Genomic DNA, 1,878 nt, shown 5'->3' with positions numbered 1-1,878 from the left:
TGGCATGATGGTAGGTATTGTTTGACACCCCTGCATCATACCAAGAGGGCTTTTTTTGATCAAGTCCCCGGAAAAGCTCCTAACGGGAATGCTCCTTTTTATGATCCGTCCGTTGTTTCCATTATACTGTGTGCAGCATCTCCATCGTTGTGAGTCATATCACACCGCCGACAGGCAAGCGCAAAAAAAAAACAGCACGCTCGCCCCCATGAGCGACGCGCCGTAGCAAATCCCCGCCGAACCGTGCTCGCCATCTGCTGGAATGAGCTTCGTTTCATGCTCACCCCGCCCTTTCATATGAAAAATACATCCCCAGTTTTATTATAAGCGGAAAATGTTCGAAAAACTGTGACAAAAAATAAACAGTTTAGCATTTTTGATGAAACACATAATATAAAACATTTAACAAAAAGATGATCTCTTATATAGCAGGTTGGACAATTGATATAAAACAACCCTCAACAGGGCTTATTGTTGAAAATAACGGGCAAGCGTCACAATCATCGCTCCCATCCGCTCATGTTCCGGGGCGATGACGCGATCGACTCCCTCTTCTTCCAATGCTTCTTTTGTCACTTTGCCAACGGCGCAGGCCACGACATCGGTGCGAAACGCGTCAAGCAGCGGTGCGATCTCTTTTTTCTCGCGGGCGAACGAAAAGAAAAAGCGGACTTGCATCGCCGATGTAAAACAGACGGCATCGACTTCGCGCCCGACGATTTCTTTATACAATGTCGCCAGTGTCTCCTCATCCGGAGCGATATGCCGGTATGGCAACAATTCCGTATACAAAGCGCCTTGTTCAAGAAAAAACTGCTTCAAGGCTGGCGCGGTATCGCCGTACAGCTGTACAACAACGTTTTTTTCCGCAAAGTCGTGCCCATAAAGAGCAGCAATCAACCCTTTCGTCGTCCCGTCCTCGCTTGCGGCCACCGGGGTGACGCCGATTTGTTTCAACGCCGTCACCGTTTTATAGCCGCGGGCAGCCACGTTCGCTTCCTTGATCGTTCGATGCCATTGAGCAGCCATTCCCTCCCGGTCGGCCGCTTCCAACAGCGCCTCAAAGCCGATTCCCGTCGTAAATACGATCCAGTCCGGCCGCATGGCGATGACGGTTCGCATTTCCTCTCCCAGTTCGCTTCCCTTTGAAAAGACGGTCCCTTGCGCCGGACGAATGATGGCCGTTCCTCCTTGCTTTTCAATAAGCGTTGTCATTTCGTCCAGTTTGCGTGACGCGCATAAGGCAATCCGTTTGCCATGCATGTCCCTTCCCCCTTATGGTCAGTCGTTCGTCCTTTCCATTCTAAAAGATGGTCTTTGCCTATGCAACAAAAAACCATTCCGCTCCCTGGCACATCGCAACGCGAATGCCGCCTTCATTGGGTATAGCGCCCAGCGCAACAGAACAGACCGCAGGCAGAAACAGCCGACCACCATCAAAAAAACACGCGCCCAAAGACGCGTGCCCTCCGTTCAACGAGTATGTACCATGGCCTCTTCTCCCCGACGGTCAAAGGAACCGATGATGCGCGTCGGCTCGACGGAAATGATCCGATCGAGCGGGATGTTCATCAGCCGCATTTGCCGGTTGTAAACAAACAGTTTGCGCGTGTCCTGATACAGCTTGACCGGCAGCACGACCGCCTCCCCCTGCTCCGTTTGCACGCGCACCGGCTGCTTCTCTTCAATCCACGCCGAAAGTTGTTGGTACAATTCGTTCATTCCGCTTGTTCCCCCTTCTCACCCATTCCTACTTATTGATTATAAAAGGAAAAGACAGAAAAGTTCCATGAGCAATTTTTGCTCTCCACCCGGGCATGAAAATCCCCCTTTTCTTCCCATAATGAAGAGTAGGCGCAAACAGCTCAATAGGACGTT

Annotated in this window: 2 protein-coding genes and 1 pseudogene; all 3 read right to left on the bottom strand. The window is 50.9% G+C overall.

The annotated features are described in order from the left end of the window. Positions 1-195: 195 nt before the first annotated feature. Positions 196-297 (bottom strand): annotated as a pseudogene (locus tag CV944_RS16875) (pyruvate synthase alpha chain); the annotation flags it as partial. A gap of 171 nt (positions 298-468) precedes the next feature. Further along, positions 469-1,263: a uroporphyrinogen-III synthase gene (locus tag CV944_RS16870; protein ID WP_014195925.1), complete on the bottom strand. Its 795-nt coding sequence runs from the start codon at positions 1,261-1,263 to the stop codon at positions 469-471. A 210-nt stretch (positions 1,264-1,473) separates the two neighbouring features. Next, entirely contained in the window at positions 1,474-1,722 is a 249-nt protein-coding gene (locus CV944_RS16865) for a hypothetical protein (protein WP_100660192.1), read from the bottom strand. Positions 1,723-1,878: the final 156 nt, after the last annotated feature.

The sequence above is a fragment of the Geobacillus sp. WSUCF-018B genome (genome assembly GCF_002809985.1).
Classification (GTDB): Bacteria; Bacillota; Bacilli; order Bacillales; family Anoxybacillaceae; genus Geobacillus; species Geobacillus thermophilus.
The sequence above is the reverse complement of the archived record's forward strand: the minus strand, read 5'-3'. Positions and strand labels throughout refer to the sequence as shown.